This window comes from Brevundimonas sp., assembly GCF_030656255.1.
Taxonomy (GTDB): Bacteria; Pseudomonadota; Alphaproteobacteria; order Caulobacterales; family Caulobacteraceae; genus Brevundimonas.
On the sequence record NZ_JAUSOE010000042.1, the window covers coordinates 1 to 4,613 of the forward strand.

Annotated in this window: 4 protein-coding genes; all 4 read right to left on the bottom strand. The window is 69.5% G+C overall.

Going from position 1 to position 4,613, the window contains the following annotated elements; all coding sequences use genetic code 11:
- Positions 1 to 1,711, bottom strand: a 1,711-nt coding sequence (locus tag Q7J26_RS04735) for a DUF4118 domain-containing protein (protein WP_370651911.1), incomplete at its 3' end; no start/stop codon positions are given.
- A complete protein-coding gene (gene kdpC / locus Q7J26_RS04740) occupies positions 1,712 to 2,290 on the bottom strand; it encodes a K(+)-transporting ATPase subunit C (protein WP_304935352.1) in 579 nt (192 codons plus the stop codon).
- A gap of 10 nt (positions 2,291 to 2,300) precedes the next feature.
- Complete coding sequence (locus tag Q7J26_RS04745; RefSeq protein WP_304935353.1) at positions 2,301 to 3,017, bottom strand: TorF family putative porin; 717 nt, start codon at positions 3,015 to 3,017, stop codon at positions 2,301 to 2,303.
- Positions 3,018 to 3,040: 23 nt separating this feature from the next.
- Positions 3,041 to 4,613: potassium-transporting ATPase subunit KdpB (gene kdpB, locus Q7J26_RS04750; RefSeq protein WP_304935354.1), on the bottom strand; the 1,573-nt coding region annotated here is incomplete at its 5' end.

Here is a 4,613-nt window from a genome sequence, read left to right on the forward strand (position 1 = left end):
CGGCCATGGCGTCAGCGCCCAGGGTCACCCCCTCGGGACTGGCGGCCGTCAGGACGATGTCGTCGCCGTCCGGTAACAGGACCACGGCCCCTGCTCCGGCGGCGGCCGAGGCCTGCTCGGCCAGGCTGCGAGCCGTGGCGGCGCGATCCTGGGCTGCGGACAGGGTCTGGCTGGCGGCGAGCAGGGCCGAAACGGCGGCGGCGCGGCGCTGGGCGGCACGGGCCTGTTCGCGTACCCGACCGGCCAGGGCCCCGGTGCCGAGGGCCACGGCCCAGAACAGCACCAGGGTCAGGAAGTCCGTCGGCGAACCGATCAGGAAGCTGTAGCGCGGCTGAAGGAACAGGAAGTTGTAGGTCAGGAAGGCCAGGGTCGCCGCCACAAGGGCGGGACGCAGCCCGTTCAGCACTCCGGCCGCCACCACGGCGGCCAGATAGATGACGCCCAGATCGACCCGCTCGAACCGCGTGTCCAGCAACAGGGCGACGCCGGTCGCGGCCCCGACGAAGCCCGCGCCGGTCGAATAGGCGCGCCATTCCAGCGCCGCCCGGGAACCGGGCTTGATCGCGGGTTCGGGCGCCGTCAAATCGCCTTCGGTCACGACATGGACGGCCACGCCCTGGGCCTTGCGCAACAGTTCGGTCGCCAGCGCCCGACCGGTCCATTCGGCCAACCGCCCGCCCCGCGTCTTGCCGATGACGATCTGGGTGACGTTATTGCGGTGGGCGTGGTCCAGGACGGTGCGCACGACGTCGTCGCCGCTCAGCGTCACCGGTCGGCCGCCCAGTTGCTCGGCCAGTTTGAAGGCCTCGGACAGACGGCCGGCCGACCGCGCGTCGGAACGCGAGCCCGACGGCCGCTCGACGTGGGCCACCGACCAGGGAGCGTCCATCATCATGTCCGACATGCGCCGGCCGGTGCGCACCAGAGACGCGCTCATGGCGTCGCCGCCCACCAGGACTAGGATCCGCTCGCCCGCCGCCCACGGCCCCGACACGCCGCGCTCGCGCAGATGCGACAGCAGTTGGTCGTCCACCGTCTGGGCCGCGCGGCGCAGGGCCAGTTCACGCAGGGCCGTCAGGTTTTCCAGCTTGAAGAAGTTCTCGGACGCGACCCGCGCCGTCTCGGGCACATAGACCTTGCCCTCAGCCAGGCGGGCGCGAAGATCCTCGGGCGTGATGTCCACCACCTCGATGTCGTCGGCCTCGCTCAGGGCGCTGTCGGGCACGGCCTCCCTTTGACGCACGCCGGTGATGCGCAGGATGACGTCGGACAGGCTCTCCAGATGCTGGATGTTCAGCGTCGTCCAGACGTCGATCCCGGCGTCGCGAAGCTCCTCAACATCCTGCCAGCGTTTGGGGTGGCGCGAACCGGGGACGTTGGAATGGGCGTATTCGTCGACCAGCAGCAAGCCGGGACGACGCGCCAGCGCCCCATCCAGATCGAACTCCATCAGCGCGCGGCCCCGATGGTCGATCGGGGCGCGGGGCATGACGTCCAGCCCGCGCAGCAGGCTCATCGTCTCCTTGCGGCCATGGGTCTCGACCACGCCGACCACGACATCCAGCCCCTCGGCCTTTCGGCGGCGGGCGGCGCGCAGCATCTCATAGGTCTTGCCCACGCCGGGCGACATGCCCAGAAACACCTTCAGCCGCCCGCGCTTGCGGCGCGGAACGGCTGAAGTCGCGGGCGTTTCGGGCGCCGTCTCGGGCAATCAGCCCTCCGCGCCGAAGCGGGCGTCCAGCGCGCGATTGGTCAGCAGGACATTGACCCGCGGCTGGCCGATGAAGCCGAGGAAGGCCCCCTCGGTCTGGCCGTCGATGATGGTCTGCACCTGCTGCACGGGAACGCCCCTGGCGCGGGCGATCCGCGCGGCCTGAAGCCGAGCGTAGGCCGGTGACACGTCCGGGTCGAGGCCCGAGGCCGAGGTCGTGACCGCATCAGCGGGGATGACCCCCGCGCCGTCGTCGGCGCGGATGGCTTGGGCGCTTTCGGCGACGCGAGCCGCCAGATCCGGGTTCAGCGGCCCCATGTTCGACCCCGACGAGGCGGCGGCGTCATAGCCGTCGCCCGCCGCCGAGGGGCGCGGGTGCAGATAGGTCGCGCCCGCGAACGGCTGGCCGATCAGGGCCGAGCCGACGACCCGACCGCCGGCGTCGCGCACCAGGCTGCCGTTGGCCTGGCTGGGAAAGACGCCCTGGGCGATCCCGGTGACGGCCAGCGGATAGGCCAGCCCCAGCAGGAGGGTGAAAAGGGCCATCATCACGATGGCCGGACGCAGTTGATTGACCATGGTCCTCGCCTCAGAAGGTCGCCTTCAGCGTCGCCACGGCGCGCGCGCCGTAGAGATCGCCGAAGTCGTGTTGATCGGTGTCGTGATAGCGCAGGTCGACCGCTAGGCTCTCGGTCAGCTGATAGGCCGCGCCCAGGTTCCAGGTGGTGTAATCCAGGTCCGACGACACCCACTGACGCCCGACGGCGCCCGAGATGGTCCATTTGGCCGCCGGGCTGACGGCGCCGTTGATTTCGGCATAGGTCGCCTCGTCTTCCGACGCACCGAAGAAGTCGGGCGAATAATAGACCGCCGCCCCCAGGGTCGCCGCGCCGACCGCACGCGAGGCGGCGGCTTTCAGCTCGACATAGTCATAGTCCGCGCCGTCCGGCTGGCCGGCGTAGAGGTAACCGACCACGCCGAAGTCCAGGGCATAGCCCGCGACCTCGGGCCGATAGCCGGCGTAGAGATCGACCTCCGCGTCGGTGTCGTCGCCGAAATCGACGTTCGAGGCCCAGCCGCCGGCGTAGAAGCCGTTCTTCGTCAGATCGACCCCGGCCGAGAGGGCTGGGTTTTCCTGGGTCTGGCTGACGCCGCGGAAGACATAGTCGGAAGTCAGGGCGACGTTCGCCGAGACGTCCTGAGCCTTGGCCTCGCTGCACAGACCCAGGCCGGCGATGCCCAAGATGCAGGCGGCGGCGAACCAGGCGTCGTTGCGGCCGGAAGCTTTAGAGAGACGTTTACGCATGGAGATGTCCTTGGACACACGCATCAGGCCAGGCCGAGCGTGGAAATGACGAGGTCGATCAGCTTGATGCCGACGAACGGCGCGATCAGGCCGCCCAGGCCGTAGATCAACAGGTTGCGACCCAGGAGGGCGCCGGCTCCGATGGCCCGGTATTTGACGCCCTTCAGCGCCAGGGGGATCAGGGCGACGATGACCAGGGCGTTGAAGATCACCGCCGACAGGATGGCGCTCTCGGGGCTGTGCAGACGCATGACGTTCAGCGCACCCAGCGACGGCAGGGCGACCACGAACATCGCCGGGATGATGGCGAAATACTTGGCCACGTCGTTGGCGACCGAGAAGGTCGTCAGGGCGCCGCGCGTGATCAGCAGTTGCTTGCCGACCTCGACGATCTCGATGACCTTGGTCGGGTCGCTGTCGAGATCGACCATGTTGCCGGCCTCGCGCGCGGCCTGGGCGCCGGTCTGCATGGCCACGCCGACGTCGGCTTGGGCCAGGGCGGGGGCGTCGTTGGCGCCGTCGCCGCACATGGCGACCAGACGACCCTTGGCCTGTTCCGCCTTGATGAGGCGCATCTTGTCCTCGGGCGTGGCCTCGGCGAGGTAGTCGTCGACGCCGGCTTCCGAGGCGATGGCCGCCGCCGTCACCGGATTGTCGCCGGTGATCATGACGGTGCGCAGGCCCATGCGGCGCAGGTCGGCGAAGCGCGCCTTCACGCCCGGCTTGACCACGTCCTTCAGGTGGATGACGCCGACCAGCACGCCGTTCTGGGTCACGGCCAGGGGCGTGCCGCCCGAGCGGGCGATCCGGTCCACGGCCTGACGGAACTCGGCCGGGGCCGCACCGTCGGACAGGTTCAAATCCTTCAGCACGGCATCGACCGCGCCCTTGCGCCAACTGTCCTTACCGACATCCAGGCCCGACTGGCGGGTGACGGCGGTGAAGGGAATGGCGACGGCGCCGACCGGCTGTTCCACCGAGACGCCGGCGTTTCGGCCCAGTTCGACGATGGAGCGGCCCTCGGGCGTCTCGTCGGCCAGGGACGCCATGACGGCGGCGGCCAGGGCGGCTTCCGGACGCACGCCGGGAACCGGAATAACCTCCGTCGCCATACGGTTGCCGAAGGTGATGGTGCCGGTCTTGTCGAGCAGCAGGGTGTCGACGTCGCCTGCCGCCTCCACCGCACGGCCCGAAGTGGCCAGCACATTGACCTTCAGCAACCGGTCCATGCCGGCGATGCCGACGGCGGACAGCAGGCCCCCGATCGTGGTCGGGATCAGGGTGATGAACAGGGCGCCCAGCACCATCGGATCGATGTTCACGCCCGAATAGGCGCCAAGACCGACCAGGGTCACGACCGCGATCAGGAAGATCAGGGTCAGGCCGGCCAGCAGCACGGCAAGGGCCAGCTCGTTCGGCGTCTTCCTGCGATCCGCGCCCTCGACCATGGCGATCATCCGGTCAAGGAAGGTCGAACCCGGCTTGGCCGTGATCCGCACCTTGATCCAGTCGGACACCACGGTGGTGCCGCCGGTCACGGCAGAACGGTCGCCGCCGCTTTCGCGGATCACCGGGGCGCTCTCGCCGGTGATGGCG

Bases quoted from the DNA above. Each gene is read 5' to 3' on its own strand.
- Q7J26_RS04745 (WP_304935353.1), bottom strand. From the start codon at position 3,017: ATGCGTAAACGTCTCTCTAAAGCTTCCGGCCGCAACGACGCCTGGTTC.
- kdpC (WP_304935352.1), bottom strand. From the start codon at position 2,290: ATGGTCAATCAACTGCGTCCGGCCATCGTGATGATGGCCCTTTTCACC.